The sequence below is a fragment of the Neiella holothuriorum genome (assembly GCF_019457915.1).
Classification (GTDB): Bacteria; Pseudomonadota; Gammaproteobacteria; order Enterobacterales; family Neiellaceae; genus Neiella; species Neiella holothuriorum.
This window is the reverse complement of record NZ_JAHZSS010000018.1, coordinates 1-20,248: the sequence shown is the minus strand read 5'-3', so window position 1 is coordinate 20,248 and position 20,248 is coordinate 1. Positions and strand designations below refer to the sequence as shown.

At 49.3% G+C, this 20,248-nt stretch carries 16 protein-coding genes; 6 read left to right on the top strand and 10 right to left on the bottom strand.

Going from position 1 to position 20,248, the window contains the following annotated elements:
• Positions 1-115 precede the first annotated feature (115 nt).
• From K0504_RS13640 to K0504_RS13630, 3 genes are all read left to right on the top strand, one after another.
• Positions 116-2,242 carry an alpha-amylase gene (locus K0504_RS13640; RefSeq protein WP_220104713.1) on the top strand — a complete coding sequence of 709 codons (2,127 nt, stop codon included), beginning with the start codon at positions 116-118 and terminating at the stop codon, positions 2,240-2,242.
• Positions 2,243-2,428: 186 nt separating this feature from the next.
• On the top strand, positions 2,429-4,285 hold the full coding sequence (locus K0504_RS13635; protein ID WP_220104712.1) for a mechanosensitive ion channel family protein: 1,857 nt from the start codon (positions 2,429-2,431) through the stop codon (positions 4,283-4,285).
• 42 nt (positions 4,286-4,327) lie between these two features.
• Positions 4,328-5,548: a potassium/proton antiporter gene (locus K0504_RS13630; RefSeq protein ID WP_220104711.1), complete on the top strand. Its 1,221-nt coding sequence runs from the start codon at positions 4,328-4,330 to the stop codon at positions 5,546-5,548.
• Here K0504_RS13630 and K0504_RS13625 read toward each other — a convergent pair.
• Complete coding sequence (locus K0504_RS13625) at positions 5,523-6,185, bottom strand: alpha/beta hydrolase (RefSeq protein WP_220104710.1); 663 nt, start codon at positions 6,183-6,185, stop codon at positions 5,523-5,525. The genes K0504_RS13630 and K0504_RS13625 overlap by 26 nt on opposite strands.
• 96 nt (positions 6,186-6,281) lie before the next feature.
• Positions 6,282-6,896 carry an FKBP-type peptidyl-prolyl cis-trans isomerase gene (locus tag K0504_RS13620; protein WP_220104709.1) on the bottom strand — a complete coding sequence of 205 codons (615 nt, stop codon included), beginning with the start codon at positions 6,894-6,896 and terminating at the stop codon, positions 6,282-6,284.
• A gap of 356 nt (positions 6,897-7,252) precedes the next feature.
• Here K0504_RS13620 and glpQ point away from each other — a divergent pair, with 356 nt between their 5' ends.
• On the top strand, positions 7,253-8,284 hold the full coding sequence (gene glpQ / locus K0504_RS13615) for a glycerophosphodiester phosphodiesterase (protein ID WP_220104708.1): 1,032 nt from the start codon (positions 7,253-7,255) through the stop codon (positions 8,282-8,284).
• A gap of 90 nt (positions 8,285-8,374) precedes the next feature.
• On the top strand, positions 8,375-8,857 hold the full coding sequence (locus K0504_RS13610) for an FKBP-type peptidyl-prolyl cis-trans isomerase (RefSeq protein WP_220104707.1): 483 nt from the start codon (positions 8,375-8,377) through the stop codon (positions 8,855-8,857).
• 65 nt (positions 8,858-8,922) lie between these two features.
• Here the strand turns inward: K0504_RS13610 and K0504_RS13605 are convergent, their stop codons facing one another.
• The 3 genes from K0504_RS13605 to K0504_RS13595 all read right to left on the bottom strand — a co-directional run bounded on the left by K0504_RS13605 (position 8,923) and on the right by K0504_RS13595 (position 12,914).
• Complete coding sequence (locus tag K0504_RS13605) at positions 8,923-9,090, bottom strand: YqaE/Pmp3 family membrane protein (RefSeq protein ID WP_220104706.1); 168 nt, start codon at positions 9,088-9,090, stop codon at positions 8,923-8,925.
• A gap of 279 nt (positions 9,091-9,369) precedes the next feature.
• On the bottom strand, positions 9,370-10,752 hold the full coding sequence (locus tag K0504_RS13600) for an HlyD family type I secretion periplasmic adaptor subunit (protein WP_220104705.1): 1,383 nt from the start codon (positions 10,750-10,752) through the stop codon (positions 9,370-9,372).
• Positions 10,749-12,914: a type I secretion system permease/ATPase gene (locus K0504_RS13595; RefSeq protein ID WP_220104704.1), complete on the bottom strand. Its 2,166-nt coding sequence runs from the start codon at positions 12,912-12,914 to the stop codon at positions 10,749-10,751. Before K0504_RS13595 ends, K0504_RS13600 begins: the two co-directional genes overlap by 4 nt.
• 129 nt (positions 12,915-13,043) lie before the next feature.
• Here K0504_RS13595 and K0504_RS13590 point away from each other — a divergent pair, with 129 nt between their 5' ends.
• Entirely contained in the window at positions 13,044-13,397 is a 354-nt protein-coding gene (locus K0504_RS13590; RefSeq protein WP_220104703.1) for a hypothetical protein, read from the top strand.
• Here K0504_RS13590 and K0504_RS13585 read toward each other — a convergent pair.
• The 5 genes from K0504_RS13585 to K0504_RS13565 all read right to left on the bottom strand — a co-directional run.
• Positions 13,394-15,310 (bottom strand): EAL domain-containing protein, encoded by a 1,917-nt coding sequence (locus K0504_RS13585; protein ID WP_220104702.1) that lies wholly within the window; start codon positions 15,308-15,310, stop codon positions 13,394-13,396. The genes K0504_RS13590 and K0504_RS13585 overlap by 4 nt on opposite strands.
• 21 nt (positions 15,311-15,331) lie before the next feature.
• On the bottom strand, positions 15,332-16,048 hold the full coding sequence (locus K0504_RS13580; protein ID WP_220104701.1) for a transglutaminase-like cysteine peptidase: 717 nt from the start codon (positions 16,046-16,048) through the stop codon (positions 15,332-15,334).
• A gap of 40 nt (positions 16,049-16,088) precedes the next feature.
• Positions 16,089-17,126, bottom strand: coding sequence for an OmpA family protein (locus K0504_RS13575; RefSeq protein WP_220104700.1), 1,038 nt, complete (start codon positions 17,124-17,126; stop codon positions 16,089-16,091).
• A 42-nt stretch (positions 17,127-17,168) separates the two neighbouring features.
• On the bottom strand, positions 17,169-18,458 hold the full coding sequence (locus tag K0504_RS13570; protein WP_220104699.1) for a TolC family outer membrane protein: 1,290 nt from the start codon (positions 18,456-18,458) through the stop codon (positions 17,169-17,171).
• A 21-nt stretch (positions 18,459-18,479) separates the two neighbouring features.
• On the bottom strand, positions 18,480-20,248 hold a 1,769-nt coding region (locus K0504_RS13565), incomplete at its 5' end, for an Ig-like domain-containing protein (protein WP_220104698.1).

Genomic DNA, 20,248 nt, shown 5'->3' with positions numbered 1-20,248 from the left:
ACAGTCGGTAGGCTAGCCGACGATTCAGGATTGTTGGGCTCCACTGTGTTTATAGCGCAAGACTCAACAACCACTAAAACACCAATACTCAACAACATAAAAAACGAGACCCACCATGCAAATTTTCCGCTTGCTAGGGCTATTCCTCACATTTGCTGCCATGTCCGCCTGTTCCGGTTTGCATCCGTCAGATGTGCTCTATTTAAAAGGCTCCATGAACAACTGGAACACCAATGATCCGCTGATACTCGATAACGGTGTCCATCAAATTGATATCACATTGGCAAAAGGCCAGCACCAATTTCAAATCGCCAACAGTGACAATCAATGTGGCAGTCGATTTGGTGCGGTGACCAAAGACCGCTTAAAACTGAATCGTGATTACACGACCAATGCGTGCGCAGATGAAGCCGCCTTTGAACTGAAAGTATTTCGTCAAGCGTCCTACCGTATTGCGCTGGACACCACGCAAACGCCAGCGCAATTGCGCATCAGTCTAACGCCTAAAGCAACCTTACCCATCGCGGCCGCTAAACCTCAGGTTTGCCCCTCATGGGATGGCTCTGCTGTCACCATCGATGTCAGCCAAGCGTTTACGGATGGAGAGACGGTTCGAGATTTCTATTCCGGTCAGTTGGCTGCGGTGCAACATGGCAAATTGACTATGACCCCCGCCCCTAACAGCGACGGCTTACTCTTACTGGAAAAAGCCGATCACCAAGCAAGCGCTTTTAGTTGGGATAATGCCTCGGTCTACTTTGTTATGACGGATCGTTTTTATAACGGCGATGCGAGCAATGACAATAGCTACGGCCGAATGAGCGATGGCGAAAAGGAAATCGGCACCTTCCACGGTGGTGACTTAAAAGGGCTAACGGAAAAACTCGATTACATTGCAGATCTTGGCATGACCGCCATTTGGATCACTGCGCCGTATGAGCAGATTCATGGTTGGGTTGGCGGCGGTAATAGCGGTGACTTTAAACACTATGCATACCACGGCTACTACGCACTTGATTTTACCAAGCTCGACGCCAACATGGGCACTGAAGATGACTTACGCACCTTTGTTGATTCTGCCCATCAACGCGGTATTCGGGTTATTTTTGACGTGGTGATGAATCACACTGGTTACGCCACCTTGGCTGACATGCAGCAGTATGATTTTGGCGGTTTTTACGACAAAAACCAAAGCGTTTCAACATTGCTTGGCACCGACAATTGGACCGATTGGCAACCCAAGTCTCACCAAAGTTGGCATGACTTCAACCATACCGTTGACTTCACGCATAGCAACTGGATGAACTGGTGGGGTAAGCAGTGGATCCGTACCGACATCGCGGACTATGACAACCCTGGTTACGATGAACGCACCAAATCGCTCGCGTACTTACCTGATTTCAAAACAGAATCGACCGAAATTGTTGATCTACCGGTGTTCTTTCGCAACAAGCCCGATACCAACGCCGTTAGTATTGAAGGCTATACCGTTCGAGATTACCTCGTTCACTGGTTAACCGATTGGGTAGAAGAGTACGGCATTGATGGTTTCCGCATTGATACCGCCAAGCACGTCGAATTAGAGGCTTGGCAAGCACTCAAAGAACAAGCAACACAGGCATTGGCCAACTGGAAACAAGCCAACCCAGAAAAGGCTTTAGACGATGCACCTTTTTGGATGACCGGTGAAGTATGGGCTCACGGCATCACGCGCAGCAACTACTTTGACGCCGGGTTTGATTCTGTTATCAACTTCGATTTCCAGAACGAAGAAGCAACCAAAGCCATGGCTTGCTTGGCTGACGCTGACACCCTATTCAGTCAATACGCCAAAGCCATCAACCAAGACCCAAGCTTTAACGTACTGAGTTACATTTCTTCGCACGATACTAAGTTGTTCTTTGGTAGCCACAGCAAGACCTTGCGACAACAGCAAGCGATTGCGGCTCCGCTACTGTTATTGCCGGGCGCGGTGCAAGTCTATTACGGCGACGAAAGTGCCCGTGAGTTTGGCCCTACCGGTAGCGATCCACACCAAGGTACTCGCTCTGACATGAATTGGAATCAGATGACGGGAAAACGTGCCGAGCTATTGGCCCATTGGCAAAAAATCGCTCAATTCCGCAAGCGCCATGAGGCCATTGGTGCCGGTAGCCACCAGAAAATTAGTGATGCCCCTTATGCCTTCAAGCGCACTAAGGGAGACGATACCGCCGTGGTTGTTTGGGCTGGGAAAAACTAACCCGCCACAACGATCAATCTAACCATTAATAAACTCACCATAAAGAAAGGAGCGAAAGCTCCTTTCTTTTTTGCCCCAACGTGTCGCCTACTAATTGAATTTTCGACAATAAAGGAAAAATCACTCCAATGGGCTAACCTTACTAAACTCAACTAATTCTCTTCACTATTGATAGGTGAGGTTAGGATGCCATCTTACTTTCGTAGGCTGCTAATCATTGTCTTAAGCTGTTTACAACTCGCTGCTCACGCCACCGAAGTTGCCCCCGTAGGCACCATAGATGAACTCAAAGCATCACCATTGCGGCCAGCCGACACATCTTCTCCGCGCGAAACATTGGCCAGCTTTTTACGTTACTCGGATTTTGCGGTACAAACTTGGAAAGAAGAAGGGAACACCAACCCACAGCCGGCATTGCTAGCCTCTCAGACCATGGATCTTTCCAATATAAAAATCCGTACCCGGCGCATCAAAGTGCTTGAGAGTATAATCTATCTAAAGGAGATCCTAGATAGAATTCCGTTGCCTCCCTCGGCACAAATCCCCGGAAATAGCGAAGTTAACGCACAGCCCGAATTACTCCGTTGGCGCATTCCAAAAACCCAGATAACAATAAGCAAAATCACCGAAGGGCCACTATCCGGCCAGTTTTTGTTTTCTTCAGATACCATCAAGAACCTCGAGACTTATTACGAGCAGGTTCAACACCTGCCATATAAGCAAGGTGCGGCGGAAAACCTATTACAACAATTCTGGGTTAGCCCCGGTCGATATATTCCGCGCGCCTGGATTCATGCACTTCCTGAATGGACCAAACACGTGAAATGGTCAACCGCTGTGTGGCAATGGCTGGCGCTGTTCATGACCGCGACGTTATCAGTTTTAATTGGCCAACAGTTCGTCCGAATAGGTGCAAAGTGGGATAGCTGGGCAGAAGGGAAAAATGCATGGTTTAAATTTGGCTCGCCCTTGGCTTTATTGAGCATCATCCTGCTCATTTTGGCGGTTCGTGATTTCGTTGTATACGGGGTTTTCTTATTCGGTGAAGTATATGAAATCGTATCTTTTGCCCTTTGGACAATCGTTTTTGCGGTGGCCGCTTGGCTAACCATTATTACGGTTGGCCGGCTCGGTGTAGCGTTAGCTCACCAGGGAACGACTGACACAAGCAATGACAATTCTGAACGCGCTCAAGAAAGCCTCGACTATTCGTTGGTCAGAGTTCTATTCCGTATCCTAGGTGGCGTTCTGGTAACCCTAATCGCCATTTACGCGGCTGAATTTCTTGGTTACTCAATTTCTCCGTTAATCGCAGGTTTAAGTATCGGTGGTCTAGCCGTGGCTCTCGCCATTCGGCCGTTGCTGGAAAACATGGTGAACGGCTTAACCTTGTATGCCGATGGCGGAGTAAAAGTGGGTGAGTTTTGCCGTTATGGCGACAAGGTTGGCGTGATCGAGCACATCGGCTTGCGTTCAACTAAAATACGCACCCTTGAGCGCTCATTGGTAACGATCCCCAATTCCGAATTTGCCCAAATGGAGTTGGATAATTTAGAAAAACGGGACATGCGCCGTATGGAGTCTGTGTTGCGGATCAGATACGACACCAGCATTGAGCAACTGCGCTTTCTTCTCGCGAGCTTGCGAGATTTACTACACCGCCACCCAAAGGTCGACGATGAGCGTCAGCGTGTTAGATTTTCCGGTTTTGGTAATTATTCCCATCATATTGAGTTGCAGTGCTATTTGCGCTGTAAAGACTACGATACTTTTCTAGCCATTCGTGAAGACATTCTGCTTCGCATCGGCGAATTAGTGGAAAAAGCAGGCTCCGGATTTGCCTATGCCTCGCAACGAGAATTTTTAGGCCGAGCAGAACAACTTAATCAATCGCGAAAAGCAACTGCTGAACAAACCATCCACAACTGGCGTCAAACAGGTAAGTTGCCCTTTCCAGACTTTCCTGCCAGTCACAGAGATGACTATGACGATAGCTTGGACTATCCACCAGAAGGCTCGGCAAGTGATACAGCTGACAAATAACCCCCCTATAATTCCTCTTTATACTGTACAAGGAGTGTTGTTTTGACATTTGAGATTGCGTTACTGGGCTTTGCCGCGTTAATCGCTATTGGCATCTTACTCCACCACCCATCGCGAACATTGGGGATACCATCGCTACTAATCTTCATGGGCGTTGGCTTAGCACTGGGCAATGGCGAGTACGGATTTGTCTATGACGATTTAGATCTGACCTCAGAGATCGGCGCGGTTGCGCTTAACGTCATCGTATTTGTGGGCGGCCTAAATACCAGTACTGCAAACATCAAAGTCGCCTACAAAGAAGGCGGAACCTTGTCATCGCTTGGAGTTGTTGTTACCTCCGTCGCATTGGCCTTGTGCATGTACTGGCTGTTTGATTTCTCGTTTCTGCACTGTTTATTGTTCGCTGCCGTCGTCTCGTCCACTGATGCTGCAGCAGTGTTTTCCATTCTCGAATCGAAGAAGCTCAAGCTCAAACAAAATACCGCCACTGTGTTGGAGTTTGAGTCGGCCACCAACGATCCAGTAGCCCTGTTGATGGTGATGGTTTTAACCCAGTTGACCCTATCATCAGAAGCTAGTCTCGCCCTCTCTGAACTGACCATGACCTTAGTGATGCAAATTGGTGTCGCCTTGGTGGTGGCATTTGTGGTGGCCAAAGTAGCCAGCTTGTTACTGAATTATATCCACCTGCAAGAGTGGGGGCTTATCCCCGTATTTATTCTGGCGGTCTTTGTCTTGGCGACATATAGTGCCGAGTTTGCGGGGGGAAATATCCTGCTAGCGTCTTACGTAGCTGGTGTGGTAATTGGCAATAGCGTGGAGCGCGGCATGGAAGTGAGTCGTCACTTCTTTAATAGCTTAAGCTGGCTGGCACAGTCTCTGATGTTCATTGTGCTAGGCCTGCAAATATTTCCGCTGGAATTGCTACCGGTGTTTTGGCAAGCCACCCTCGCCGCCATACTGCTGATGTTCATCGCCCGGCCAATTGCAGTTCAATTGTGTTACTTGCCGTTTCGCAAAGCCAGTTGGCAGAAGCGTGCCTTTATCTCTGCTATAGGGTTAAAAGGCGCCACCCCGATTGTGTTTGCCCTAATCCCAGCAGCTGCTGGCGTCGAACATAGCCTGACCATGGTTTACATGGTGTTCTTTGTGGTGCTGTTCTCGGTAGTTTTACAGGGCAGTGCGCTGGAGCCATTAGCGAACAAACTCCAGCTGAATCAAGAGGAAGAGCCGCCTAGCTCAACTTCAACTGATCGATAATAAATCGACCAATATCTTTGATCTGCGGTAAACACACCTCGTGCGCCATATCGTAGTGCTTGACGGTTGTGCTCAAGCCTAGCCGTTGCAAGTCATTAATGGCAGCTTGCGCCATTGCTGGCACAACAACTTCGTCACCGTTGCCATGATGTACTTCGATTGGCATAGAACGATTAGCATCGTTAACAATCATTCGCTCGGCACTTGGAAAATAGGTTGATAGCGCTAGTAGTCCAGCCAAAGGTTTGGGGTATGCTAAAGCTGTTTGGTAGGCCACTGCACCACCTTGGGAAAAGCCAGCCAATAAAATTCGCTTGGAATCGATACCCGCCTCAAGGTGCAAATCGATAAGCTGCTTGAGCATGTCGGCCGATGCTAGTAGCTGACCAAGGTTAAACTCACGCTTCTCGCCCATACTAGTAATGTCATACCAAGCAGGCATCACGTAACCAGCATTAATGGTTACCGGTATTTGTGGCGCATTGGGGAACACAAAACGGATCTTCGCGTTAGCTGGTAAACCTAGGTGAGGCAATACAGGTACGAAATCATCACCACTGGCGCCCAAGCCATGTAGCCAAATCACTACGGCATCAAAATCTTCGGCGCTTTGCCGCACCACACAATTAAATTCCATTATTGCTCCCGCTGATTATTGTTGACTGCACATGTTGGCCACAAACAAAAACAGGGCCAATAGGCCCTGTTTTCTTCGTTCTGATTTGTATCAGAATTACTCGATACCAAGCAACTCTACTTCAAACACTAGAACTGAATATGGAGGAATTGCACCACCGGCACCTTGCTCACCATACGCCAAGTTGTGCGGGATGGTCAGACGCCATTTAGAACCAACAGTCATCAGCTGAAGTGCTTCTACCCAACCTGGAATCACACCAGTTACAGGGAAAGAAATCGGCTCACCACGCGCAACAGAGCTGTCAAAAACAGTGCCGTCAATCAGTGTACCGTGATAGTGAACGTTCACTTTGTCGCCAGATGTTGGTTGCGCACCGTCACCCGCAGTCAATACTTCGTATTGAAGGCCTGACTCAGTTACTTCAACGCCATCTTTAGCAGCATTGTCACTCAGGAAGACTTCGCCTTCTTTGATCACAGAAGCGTGCTTGGTTTTTTCAAGCTCTTGCATGCGCTCTTGGATCACGGCAAACGCAGCATTAATCTGATCAGCAGGAACAGCAAATTCTTCACCTCGCAGTGAGTCTGCTAAACCTTGTTGAACCGCGGCAATATCTACGCCTTCAAACGCTTGTTGCGCGAGTTGATCACCCATTTGACGGCCAACGCCATAGCTGGCTTTTTGCTCGTCGGTTGTATACTCAGCCATAATTTCTCCGGTGCTGATGTGTTCAAAGCGTGCAATGGTAACAAAGCACGCCGCAAAAATCGGCAGTTAGCGCCAATTTTTATGCTTATTCGCTCCAAGTCTGCTCAATCGTGAAATAAACTGGCTTGCGCATGTTAGTCATCATCCTGATGCCATCGCGTTGTGCTTGGTCATGCAGGGCATCATCGCAAGGGAGTTAATTCGCTGACATTCAAACTTCTGACGTTCATTGTCGCTATATTGTTATTTCGATCTCGGAGTATGGGGGATTCGCAAAATAGTCATATGATTGCCATATCCTTGGCGACTGCACCGCATCATTTGAACAACTATCATTTGAACAACTAGAGTACCCCATGAAGTTTTCTATTCGATTGCTAATACTCGCTTGGTTAACATTGCTAGCCCCTTGCTTTGCCGCTGATGTCATTGCTCACCGCGGCGCTTCTGGCCAACTACCGGAACACTCTTTGGTGGCGACAGCCTACGCCCACGCGAGTGGCGCAGATTACATTGAACAAGATGTGGTCCTAAGCCGCGATGGTGTGCCAATTGTGCTGCATGACATTGAGCTGGATACCACCACAAATGTGGCTGAAATATTTCCCAAACGCGCACGTCCAGACGGTCGTTACTACGCCATTGATTTTGATTTAGCAGAGCTAAAAACGCTTGAACTTCATGAACGCATCAAAACTAAAACCGGTCAGCCGGTTTACCCTCAGCGCTTTCCGGTCCAGCACATTGGCTTACGTATCCCCACATTGGCGGAACAAATTACGCTGATCCAAGGGCTCAATAAGAGTACCACGACCAATGTAGGGATTTACCCTGAAATCAAAGCGCCAGCGTGGCACCGTGCACAGGGGCAAGACATTAGCGCTATCGTCCTCAAAACTCTGGCCGACTTTGGCTATAGCAAACGAAGCCACGGAGCTTATCTACAATGTTTTGATGCTAAGGAAACATTGCGTATTCGCACGGAGTTGGGATCGGACTTAAAACTTGTGCAATTGATTGCTGAAAACGCCTGGCGCGAAAGTGATACGGATTACGACTGGCTAAAAACCGCTGACGGTTTAAAGCATGTTGCCAGTTATGCCGATGGTATTGGCCCTTGGTGGCCTCAAGTGATTAATGATCAACAGCAAGCCTCAACATTGTTGAAACATGCTCAACAATTGGGGTTAGTCGTTCACCCCTATACGTTTAGAGCCGATGATTTACCGCCGTGGGCCGACTCATACCAGCATTGGCTTGCGCAGTACTTGCAAACCCTAGGTGTGGATGGCGTATTCACCGATTTTCCGATGCAAACGCGGCTTATCATCATGAATCTTTACCGCAGTCGTTTAGAACCCTATGAATCTCGGTTAAGTTCAGAGTAGACTGACCGTTAGCCGATTATTGAAATTGAGCCGCGAGATTACCGCTTGGTAGGTATATAGGCTCACCCATTGCCAAACAAGGAAATACCAATGCAAGTGGCCCAAGACAAAGTTGTTGTCATGCACTACTCCGTTCACGCCCAAGACACCCTGCTCGACTCATCGCTCGATGGCGAACCGTTGCAAATTATTTGCGGCCATAAGCAGTTAATTGATGGTTTAGAAGAAGCCTTGATGGGCCACAGTGCTGGTGAAACATTTAGTGTTGAGGTGGAATCTGACAAAGCCTATGGTCCGCGTAACGAAAACCTAATGCAGGCAGTGCCAAAAGATATGTTTGGCGATAATGAAGTCAAGCAAGGCATGCAATTCCGCGCCACCACCGATGAAGGTGAGCAATCTGTCATCGTGTTGGACGTGACGGACGAGGAAGTGATTGTTGATGGTAATCATCCTCTGGCAGGCATGGATCTGACCTTTGATGTGGAAATTGTGGAAGTGCGCGATGCCACAGCCGACGAACTATCTCACGGCCACGTGCACGGCCCAGGCGGTTGTGGTCACAATCATTAATCACGAACCAGTCATCAAGCTCATGACGAAAAAAGCGCCCTTAGGCGCTTTTTTTATGGAAATCGTTATGACTTGGTGACCAACCAAATGGCGTGTACAACGCCCGGCAAGAAGAAGAGCAGGCACAAGACAATATTTATAAGTAAGTGTTTACCGACCCCGTCCTTCAAAACTACAGCGACTGGAGGAAGTAAAATTGCCAAAATAATTAAAATAACTTTGTTCATTTCCATTCCTTTTTTATGACCGACTTGTTTCTAGCTTTGTAATCTGTGTGCGACTGTTAGCTCCAAACGGCAACGGAGCGCAATAACACCGCTCAATGCCTTGTTTCCTGCTTTGGTTATTCGCCAGCGCTTGCCCTGCCTGTTCTTTTGGCTGAGGCAGAACAAACTAATCGCATTAGGAGCACCATTGAATTTCAACCTTGCGGTAAACAACCCAAGGCCTTAGGTAAAGACTAGTTCGATATTGTGCTTTATGAGTTCATTCAAGCCAAAACAAATAAGCCGCTAGCGCTCTCTTAACGCATTCGCTCTGGCACGTGTAATTGGTTTAAGCAGGTAATCCAAAACTGATTTTTTACCGGTCATAATGTCCACCGACGTCATCATGCCGGTGATAATTGGCAAAGGCTGCGCTTCTTGCCCCAAGAAGCTCTTATCGGTTTCCACGCGCACCAGGTAATAACTCACGCCCTCTTCATCTACGATGGTATCCGGGCTTACATGAACAACTTTACCCGTCAGGCCACCGTAAATAGCAAAGTCATAAGCAGTAAATTTAACCAAGGCATCCAAGCCATTGCGAATAAAGGCAATATCTTCTGGCTTAATGCGCGCTTCAACTAACAAACGGCCATCAATAGGTACAATTTCAACCAGATTCATGCCCGGCTGAACCACCCCGCCCACGGTATTAATATTGAGGGTTTGAATCGTGCCGTTCACCGGTGAACGGACTAAGGTGCGCACCACTTTATCTTGCAAACCAACACGACTTTCTTGCAACTGGCGCAGCTCGGCTTCGATTTTACTGAGCTCTCGCAGTGATTCTGAACGGAATTTAGAAGCGAGCTCTTGCCGTTTTTCCAACGATTCATTCATCGCCTTTTCGGCTTTTGGAATGGCTAAGCGAGCGGCATTCATATCGCCTTTTAAGTTATTTTCCTCGCGCAATTTTTGCAGAAATTCAATTTGCGATACCACGCCTTCTTCGACCAGCGGCTTCATCAGCGCAACTTCCTGCTGAGACAGGCTATAGCTCATTTTGAGACTATCCAACTTGCCTTGCAGAGCTTCTAAATCACTTTCCGATTGCGCGTATTGTTCGTCCACCACTTCCAATGCGCTTAGCATGCCGTTCAAACGGCCTCCAAGTACCACCTTTTCGCGAGTTACCAGCTCAGGCAGTTCTTCGGCCAGTCGCTCTAAGTTTTCTTCACTCAATGACGACGCGCTATCGGTGCCCAGTGAACCATCGGCAACCACCGCGGCCGAAGCGATTTCATCTTTTAATCTGGCAATCACCACGCGGTGGTTGTCGTAAGCTTGATTCTTTTCTCGGAAGTCCGAGCGAAATTGTGTGTCATCCAAGCGCAACAAAGGCTCACCAGCGGAGACCGCCTGCCCTTCGGTAATAAAGATTTCGTCAACAATACCACCTTCAAGGTTTTGGATAACTTGCAGGTGTTGCGATGGGATCACTTTGCCCATCCCGACGGACACTTCGTCAACTTCAGCAAACGCAGCCCAGACAATGGCCACAATCACAAACGCTAACGATGCCCACACCATTTGGCGGGCGCCAGTTGGCGAATTCAGTAAAGCGGCAGCGGCGCGATCGGGCATCATTTCGAGTTGTTGGGGTGAATAACGTTCTGTTGGCTTATTCATGCTTCGCGATCCACCTGTAGACGGCCAGAACGTAACGCTTCCTGAACCGATTTTTTCGGGCCATCGGCTACGATACGACCTTGTTCAATCACCACCAATCTATCGACCAAAGCCAGCATCGACGCTTTATGGGTAATGAGCACTAGGGTTTTGCCTTTCATTACATCCTGCAATTTAGCTTTTAACCGCACTTCGCTGGTGTTATCCATCGACGCGGTCGGTTCATCGAGCACAACGATAGGTGGATCGAGCAATAACGCTCGTGCCAACACAACCGCCTGTCGTTGCCCGCCCGACAAGTTAGCGCCGCGCTCGGCAACACTCATATCTAGCCCTTGCGGGTGGCGGCTAGCAAACTCATCAACCCCCGCTAATGCGGCAGCCCGCAATACCTGCTCATCTGAGATCCATGGCACGCCCAAGGTCAGATTTTCGCGCAAGGTTCCGTAAAACAGTGTGACATCCTGCGGCACCACGCCCATCAAATGACGGATATGACTGGGGCTAAGTTGACGACTATCAACATCATCCAACAAGATGCTGCCCTTCTGTGGCTCGTACATCGCGGTAATCAGCTTACCAAGGGTGGATTTGCCTGAGCCAATACGGCCAATAATCCCGATGCGCTCGCCAGCCTTTATCGACAAATTCACATTCGCCAGCGCCGGATTTTGTTGCTCGGGATAAGCAAACGTCACATCGCGAATATCGATATTGCCAAGCAAGGTTTCACGATAAAGGAAACGCTTATCGTCTGGCCGCTCAACCGGTAACGCCATGATTTGGTCGAGCATGGTAAATGCTGCCCGACTTTGGTTATATCGCGTGGCTAATTGAGCCACTTGTGCCATGGGTTGTAACGCACGGCCAGAAAGCATCACACAGGCAATCAAGCCACCCATCGACAACACGCCTTCGGTAATTTGATAGACCCCGGCGATAATCAGAAACACCGTGGTGAGCTGGACACATAAGGTTGCTACGCCCGATACCGACGCAGCATGGCGGCGGCTTTCTGCACTCCATTGCGCAATATGGCCATTGGCTTGCTCCCAACGTTGCTGCATTTGCCCTTCGGCGCCCGTTAACTTGATGGTTTCAAGCCCCGATAGTGCTTCAACGAGCGTCGCATTCTTTAGGCTCGACATCCGGCCTGACTCATCAACGGCTTTGCGCATTGGCTTTTGGATCCAAGCGCTATAGCCAATGATCACCAAGGCAAGCGCCAACGGGATGACCGCCATCCAGCCGCCAAGAAACGCCACGATGGCGAAAAACAGCAAGGTAAATGGCAAATCAATCACGGCGGTAATGGTCGCCGATGTGACGAAATCTCGGATGGCATCAAAGTCTTGCAAATGACGAGCAAATGCACCAACCGAAGCCGGACGTTGAGCGAGTTTTACGCCCATCACCCGCTCTAGGATTTTCGCAGAAATGAGCACTTCTGACTTTTTCCCGGCCACATCAATAAAGTGCGAGCGCATCAGCCGCAGCACAAAATCAAATAGGAATACCAAGCACACCCCAAGTGCCAATACCCACAAGGTATCAACGGCATGGTTTGGCACCACGCGATCGTACACATTCATGACAAACAGTGGGCTGGCCAGCGCAAACAAGCTGATTAAAAATGAAGCCACCAACACGTCGCGATAGATCCGCCAGTTGCCCTTCAGCGTGCTCCAGAACCAATGACCACTATGATGTTTAAGCGATTGCGGCGAGCGTTCGTCGAAGCGAACTTGCGGTTTTACGAACAGGCTATAACCGGAATAATCAGCCAGTAATTGCTCACGGGCGATCGTTATTTCACCTTCACCGGCTTCCAAAACCACCAGAGTGGCTTGTTCGGTGTCGAGTTTGGTCATGACGACCGCTTTACCATCGTTCAGCAAAAGTACCGCTGGTAGCAACTCCGCGTGTAACTGCTCTAACGGTTGTTGTAATAAGCGAGCCGATAAACTGGCGCGACTCGCGGCGCGAATAAACAGCGCGGGCGTTAAGCGGTTGTGCTCCAACGGCAAGCCAGCAACCAATTCGTCCCGGGCGATGGGGTTGCCATGCCACTTACTTAAAAACGTTAATGCATCGAGCAGTGGATCAAGAAATGCCTTTTCCTGATCGCCAAGGTTCCAGTCTTGTGGACCTTCCTGTGACATGTTGATTCCTTTGCGTGAATTCACAACCTGACAGCTTGGCCAGCAACAAGCCCATTTAGCAGTTGCCCAGACCATCGGTTAAGGTCATTATGATTTACAAAACTTAAACAGAAAGAAAGCTTTGCATCCATGTTTTTTGTGAGCCGCAACACCTCTGGTGATATTACCGCCATTGCTCGCGAAGCGAGTGAACAATTTCCTGAAGCCATTGCCGGAGATTCGCCGGAGCTGGTGGCCTTTTTGCAGCGCCAAGGTGACGGCGCCGATATGCTGTCGCTGCTGCAAGATTCCGATACCCCACTGATCCGGGTACTGGAAGACTTAGTGCAGTTGTTGGTGAAGAAAAACCTCATCCAATTCACTGAGTTGCCAGAACCTGCTCAACTAAAATTACTGGACAGGAAACAGATCCGTACGCGTTTGAGCGAGTTCAGCACCGACTCCACCTTGCTCGACAGTGGCGACGAAGCACCGTTAATTTAGTTGTTAATAAAGCCTTGGAACCCTTGCACGCCGCATTCTTGCAGCGACTTGAGTTGTGCCTCTTGCTCTACCGCTGTGGCATACACGGGAATATCTAAATTGCGCGCGGTGGTTGCTACCGCGGCAACCACACTTAAATTCTGCTCGTCGAGCTGTCGGCATAATGCGGCCGATAGTTTCAGATAATCTGGTCGTAATGACTTCAAGTAGCCCAAATCGGCCGCCGCTTGCTCCGTTGCTACGCCAACATTATCAATACCAACGCGATACCCCAGCGAGCGCAGCACTGCAACAAAGCTCGCCACAGCAGCCCGATCGCGACCAACGTAAACTTCCGCCAACTCCACGTAAACCCGTTGCCGTTCATCTGCCGGCACTTCGGCCAATGCTTGCAAAAAGCGAGTGTCGCGAATCGATGACAATGAGACATTAATGGCAACGGCAGCGCCTGAGCTAAATTCAGCTTGCTGACGGACTTGTTGCAAGACTGCTTGATCGAGCTCTGATCCAAGATCAAATTGTTCGATCACAGGAACAAAAATTGCCGCATTGAGCGGTTTTCCATCTTCATCTTCAATGCCCGCGTACACTTCATCATGCAGTGATGCGCCGCCCAACTCCGCTACCAACGACTGTACTCGCAGCTGTAATTCACCTTTCCGTAAACGACGACGCAGTAAATTGACCCACTGCTGACCCGAGCGCAATTTATCGGCAGCCGCATCCTCGCTCCGCCACAACCAAGGGTTTTGGCCCTGCTGCTCGGCATCACGTAAGGCATGATCTAAGCGAGTAAAAACATCGGTGACATTGTCATCAATGGCAACCGGCACGCCTGCGATGGCACAAGTTGATTCAAACGGTGCAGTCCCTTTGGCGTGCAATGAGTCCATGTGTTGAGCCACTTTTGCCAGTGGCTCGGATAAATCTTGCTTTGGTAAGACCGGAATGAGCACCGCAAAATCAGTTTCTGATAAGCGCCCAATCATGACCTGCTGATCATCAAATTCTTGGCGCAATGAATCCACTGATTGCTGCATTAAATCGAGCCACTGCTTATAGCCATAATGCTTGCGAATACGATCACGATCGTGCAACGACAGCATCACCACCGCTTGCGGCTGTTGCTCGGATAACCGAGATTGCAGTTCGTTGATCAGGTGACGGCGATTAGCAACCTTGGTTTCTGGATCTTGTTGGACTCTGGTTTTCAACGTGGCTAATTGCGCAGTATTGGCTTTAAATTGTTCGCTCAAAATTCCAGTTAAATGGTTCAGCGCTTTCACGACTTGGCGCAGCTCACGCGTTCTTGGCAGTGGAATACGGAAGCCGAATTCACGCTGCTCAATGGCTGACACTTGTTGTTCAATTTGAGTGAGCGGCCGCTTAATCACCACGCGTAACACCACCACGGTCAGTAAACTCATGATCACAAAGAGTGAGCCGTAAAACATCATTAAGTGAACGCTAAGTTGCCATAGCTGTGCCTGAACAAAACCAGGGTGGCCTTCAATGCGAATCGTCGCCACTTCATTCCAGCCTGTGGTAATGGGCGCTTCAGCAACCATAGGGATGATTTCAAACAATTGCGTAAACCAGCTTGGAACACCTGCGGGCTGTGCTTGGTTGACCTTACGAAGGTGTTCACCATTTTCATAAATCTCAACATCGATACTTCGGAAAAATGCACCATCGAAAGCAGCCAGCATGGTCGACTCGGCCAAGGCTCTGTCGTACGGCTGTAACACGGGCGCCAAACGCATACCCAGCGCAGTGAGCGCACTTTCAATGGAAACCTGTTGTTGAACACGCAAGGAGTCAGAGCTGCTTTTGATGTTCAACATCATTACCGCAGAGAGCGACACGATAGTCATGACCACTAACAGCAGCAGTACTTGTCGATACAATGTCATTCGTTCACTTCCTTCATCATGCTAATTAGTGTTCCCAGGCGACGTTGGTGCGCTGCCTTGCAGGTATTGCGATTGACGCTGGCGCAAATCTCGCCACAGGCTAAGTCGGCTAGAATCACCCACCAGTTTGCCGTCGCCGCGAGCTTTAGCGAGCCACAAATAGTCGGCGTCAAAGCTATAAATTGGAATGAGATCACCACGTTGAGTGGCTGGTTTAATTACCGGATCGATGTTGTCGAGGACCAAAGGAATGGCGCCCCGTTTGGGATAGTAGGTGAGTACCATATGATGCTGGTTATAGGTCACGGCTTTGACATACATCAGACGCAACTTGCTGGCATCAAACCCCATTTCTAACAGGCTGTAATACTTGGCGATGGTGAAGTCTTCACAATCACCGGCAGCACGCCCAATAAACTCAACCGGCGTGGCCCAGTAGTCTTCTTGTTGCCAAACGACGTCATCGTTAGCAAACAAAAAACCATTAAAATAATCATTCACCAGCTCAAGCTGTTGCAGCTCTTCTTTCCCTCGATTGGTTTCAATCAAGGTACGCCAGCGCTCACCACGCAAGCCCGCTTCCTCACCGTAATGGGTTCGCAGCGCGCTGATGACTTTTGAGAAATCGAGTTGAGCGTTGGCCAGCAACAATAAGCTGACCAACATCATTGGAATAACAGCGAAGAACGCCAAGCGCTGCGGTAGCGAAACAGATCGGCGAGCCTTGATAAAGCTCATTGCCGGCCTCGGTGTTTCAGTCGCCTGGCCATTCCTTCTGTTATAACTCCGAGTTAGCAGATGATGCCGTTGCAGCAACTCGCTTATTCGCGCTCATTTCCACTTCAATACGGCGGTTAGCGGCTGCATCTTCGGTACTTGTTTCTGGTGTCACTAGCGGTTGCGTTTCACCATGACCTAACGCTGAAACACGCTCCGCAGCAATACCATAGCGTTCAACCAATAAATGGCGTACGGCTTGTGCTCGGCGCTCTGATAACTTCTGGTTGTAAGCGGTAGAACCAACCAGCGAGGTATGGCCTTCAACAACGATTTTTAGCTGAGGATGCTGTTCCATGAACTCGGCTATATCAGCAACATTTTGATAGTAAGTTGTTGGTACGGTTGCATCATCGTGAGCAAATAAGATGGTGACTTGCTTAACAATCGCTTGCTCAAAGAATTGTGTACAACCGTCAGCATCAACACTATGCCCTATTGGAGTGGTTGGGCACTTGTCCATCTCATTGGCAACGCCGTCTTGATCATCATCGACCATGGCAACTTTAGGGTTACCTTGCGCACCAAAGAAATACTGCAAACCAACACTCGCAATGAAGTCGGTGGTGCTGTCATCAAAGCCGAATAAGCCTTGTACTTCGCCAATCAGCGCCCAATCATCGGTCAAGTGATAACGCGCACCTAAACCTAAATGAGCACCTGGTTGGCTGCCGTTATCAAAGTCTTCATAGTGAGGGCCTACGAACACATAGTTAAAGTCATTATTAAACTTATAAAGGGCATCCATGGCGTACCACCAAGCCGTTTCATCATCGCTAATGTTGTCGACATCTAGCTCGGCTTGCTCGACTCTCAGTCGTAATTCCCAATGCTCATTAGAAAAGGGTTGAATACCAAACTGACCGCCAAATAAAGTCCCGCGTAATACTTCATTACCAGACTCGTGACGATGGTCGGAATCCATTTCCGCATGACCAATTTGGCCACCAACATAATATCCATAGCCCTGACGTTCTTCCGCCACGGCAGCTGTTGTAAGTAAAGCAGCAATGCTTCCTGCGATTAGCGTTCGTTTCATTCCCTTGTTCCTAATTGAGATTTTAAGTGTTGATTAAAGTTGTTAGCGTAATGTGCGATTGAGACTACCGATGGCTTCTAACACTCGCGCTTTCGCTTGTTCGTATTCTGTTTGGGCATCGGTATATTGATTACGCGCACCGAAAAGTTCGTTTTCTGAATCCAACATATCGAGCAAGGTACGTTTGCCTAGGTTGAATTCTTTTTTATAGGCGTCTCGGGTTTTTTCTGAGGCGGTCACGTAGCGCTCCAAAAATACCTGCTGTTTGCCCAGCATTTCATAAGCAGCCCATGCAAGATCAATGCGCTGGGTTGCTTCTCGGTGAGCGTTAGCATTGATCGCTCGCGCCTGCTCGACAACATAAGCGGAGGCTTTTTGATTGGCCTTATCTGAGCCGCCACGGAACAAATTCCAACGCATTTGTACCATAGCGCCGTAGTTTGTGTCTGAGCCATTCACGCCATCGATGTCGTCGCCGTAATCACCATATAAAACCAAATCAAGTTCAGGGTAGTTGCTCGACTTGCTGTATTCGTAACGACTTTCAGCCTCATTGATATCGGCTTTAGAAGCCAAGATCACCGGGTTTTGTTTACGCACTAATTCATGAGCTTGGGCTTTATTGCTTGGTAACCAACGTTCTTCAAAACGAAAGCTGAGCAAATCACGGGGGGCGCTTTCACCGACAATTTGGATATAGGCAGATTCGGCATCAAGCACGTTGTTTTGCGCGGCAATCACATTCGATTCAGCATTGTTCAACCGGCTTTCGATTTGAGATTTATCAGCAATGGTGCCAACACCACGGTCAACACGGCTGCTGATTTGCTTGTAGATAACGCGGTGGTTTTCGAGATTCTCCAAAGCTAGCTGAAGCTGCGTGCGATACCGAATCACATCAAGGTAAACACGCGCCGCGGCTAATGCGATAGCCTCTGCTGTAGCCTGACGCTGATGTTCCCGAGCTTGAGTGAAAGCTTCTGTCCGCTCAACATCGCTACCCGTGGCAAAGCCATCAAACAACATTTGTCTGGCTTCAAAGCCCACACGGCCATTATTCCATGTGTCGCTATCGGTACCATTAGCGCGAGTGGTTGAGTTATCAACAACTTGATAGCCCCAATCGGCCGTGACATCAACCGAAGGCAAGTAACCGCCTTGGGCTTCTTGAATGACCTGCTCGCCCTCACGTACTTTGCGATCGCTTTCAAGCATTTGTGGATGAGTTTCAACTGCGCTTTGAACCGCCTGTGGTAGCGTTTGCGCCATTGCGTGATGGCAGCACGCCCACACCAGGAGCACACTCACCGCGCTCAATCTGGCAAATTTCATTAACAAACTCCCAAAAAATAACTACATATCGACATTAACGTTACTGTCGTCTGGTTGCCGTATTTCGCTCTGCGGCGAATCTGCATCTGCTGGCGCTGCGCCATTGTCTGCAGCGGGTAATAAGTCATCCAGCTCATTCGGCTGTTCTAGTAATTCATCAAAAACAAGGGCCTGTATACTGACTTCTGGTTCATTTTCTCCAATAACAGCAACCGTAACCTCCGCAGTACTTTCATTACCATTGCCATCGGTCACGGTATAAGTAAAGCTTTGCTCGGCCCACTCGCCGGCCTCCAACTCTGAAGAGCTTGCGGGTGTAAAGGTGATAGTGCCACTGTCGGCATCGTAAATCACCGTCGCACCATCAGCTGCCTGCACACTAACAATCGAGATCGTGTCACCATCGGGGTCGGAATCGTTTGCCAATAAGGTCGCCGCACTAATCGCTAGCGGTTCGGACTCGGTCGTAATAAAGCCACCTGTAATCACATCAGCGGCAATTGACTCTACATAATAGTCTGACGAGTTTGAACCATCAGCGAGTGGATCGGCGATGCCATCCGCAGCGCCGTACTCCAATGCTTCAAAACGAATCGAGTCAAAATACAATGAATCACCATCATCATTGGTGGGTTCAATGGACACTGAGCCCGAACTACCATCGGAGGTAAACACGCCACTGGCGACTTCTTCGCCACCCAACAGCGCAACCCATTTACCTGTTTCCACTTGATTAGCTTGACCATCATCGGCGGCATTTAAGTTGCCGTAAGTGAAGGTAGCAGAATCAGCATAACCACCTAGCTGTACTGTTAGAGATTCGGAGGTGGAATTTTCATTATCACCAGGAGTAAATTCGATTTCCCTGCTATCCCCCATTGGGCTGTAAACACCAATATATTGACCTATCGTAGTTGCGATAGCAGGCTCACCGTCAACACCGGAGTCACCAGTTGCTAAAAGGCCACGAATAGCTGAAGCCCAGCTGTATGTAATATTTGCTTCCGAATCTTCGTGATTATGCCCAAAGTAGGTGCTCTGAGTGATTAAGCTAGCATCATCTCCTGCAATCGGTACTTCGCCTATTCGGGTGTCCACCGAGGCTGAATCCGACCCTTCGGCCGATTCATTGCCCGCTTGGTCGGTCACCGTGGCCACCACCTCAATGGGGTCACCATCGGCTGGCGCATCGTATTCAAAGCTCAGCTCACCATCACTGATATGGCTGCTGGTCAATGTGATCGGCGTTTGACCGGTCACCGTTAAAATGTCACCCGCAACCGCATCGTCTGGCAAGGTCACCGTAACCCCAACCGTGCCGTTCAACTCATTGTTGCTCAGCGTGCCATCGTTATTACTATCTTCAGTGATCACCACTGTCGGCGCACTCGGCGCCGTTGTATCTCCAACCACCGCTGAATCCGACCCTTCGGCCGATTCATTGCCCGCTTGATCGGTCACCGTGGCCACCACCTCAATGGTGTCACCATCGGCTGGCGCATCGTATTCAAAGCTCAGCTCACCATCACTGATATGGCTGCTGGTCAATGTGATCGGCGTTTGACCGGTCACCGTTAAAATGTCACCCGCAACCGCATCGTCTGGCAAGGTCACCGTAACCCCAACCGTGCCGTTCAACTCATTGTTGCTCAGCGTGCCATCGTTATTACTATCTTCAGTGATCACCACTGTCGGCGCACTCGGCGCCGTTGTATCTCCAACCACCGCTGAATCCGACCCTTCGGCCGATTCATTGCCCGCTTGGTCGGTCACCGTGGCCACCACCTCAA